The following is a 968-nucleotide window of genomic DNA, read 5'->3' as shown; positions in this document are numbered from 1 at the left end:
AAAGCCGATGGCGCACGGCTCCGGCTGGATATCCGGCCGGCGGCGGCGTACCGCGCCACCGACGCGGCGGAGAACGGGTCGGCGACCCCGATCGGATCCGGCTGGAACGGCTCTTTCGTCGTCTCGGACCAGGCCCAGGCCGGAGTGCTCGTCGACTGTGCACCACTGCCCGGCGAGGGCCTTCTCGTCCTGGCCGGGACACGCCAGGACGTCAAGGAGCTGTCCGACGCCCAGATGCTCCAAGTGGCCCGCTTCACCACCGAGTCGGCCCGACGGGCCGCGGAACGCTTCGGGTGCGAGGGGCCGCTGGGCACGCGCCCCTCGACCGTCGACCGCACCCCCCTGCGGACACGTCCCGTCACCCGGGCGGAGGGCACCTGCCGCGGCGTCGCCGACGAACGGGACGCCGCGCGGCTCGGCCTCACCACGGCCTCGGAGAAGCCGGCCGGACGCGCGCTCACCGAGAGGTGCTCCCTCGACCTCCCGGCCGAGGGGCACCACGTCTGGCTGACCGCGTACTACGGGCCCTCCGCGCAGCAGGAGACGTACCTGGACGGCCGTTACCCCGGCAGCGTGAAGGGCGCGGTCACGCGGTCCCACGGATGCACGGGGGCCCTGGGGACCGCCTACTTCACGTTCCAGGAGTTCCCCAGGCCGGACGGAGAGGAGGGGACACGGAGCACCGTGGGCGCCCAGGACGCGCAGCGGTTGCTGACGGCGTTCGCCACCGCATCCGGGGCCCGGCACGGGTGCCCCGTGCCCTGACCTCCACCTCCCCGCCCCGACTACCCGGCCGCGTCGGTCAGGTCGATGGTGAGCACGTCCGCGTCCCTGGACGGGTGCTCGATCGTGACCGATCCCGCCGCGCCGAGATACGTTCCGGTGCCCCCGGTGATCGCGAACACGTGGGACCACTGCCGGGCGCCGACCGGCGGTTCGGTCACGGCGGGAAGCGGCCGCTGGAAGGC

General features: G+C 74.0%; 1 protein-coding gene and 1 pseudogene. One reads left to right on the top strand and one right to left on the bottom strand.

From position 1 onward, the window contains the following. Nucleotides 1-765: hypothetical protein (locus tag IH13_RS0111395; protein ID WP_031083472.1), on the top strand; the 765-nt coding region annotated here is incomplete at its 5' end. Nucleotides 766-785: 20 nt separating this feature from the next. Here IH13_RS0111395 and IH13_RS0111390 read toward each other — a convergent pair. After that, nucleotides 786-968 (bottom strand): annotated as a pseudogene (locus tag IH13_RS0111390) (hypothetical protein); the annotation flags it as partial.

Origin of the sequence: Streptomyces sp. NRRL WC-3549 (assembly GCF_000721935.1) — a bacterium.
Taxonomy (GTDB): Bacteria; Actinomycetota; Actinomycetes; order Streptomycetales; family Streptomycetaceae; genus Streptomyces.
The sequence above is the reverse complement of the archived record's forward strand: the minus strand, read 5'-3'. Positions and strand labels throughout refer to the sequence as shown.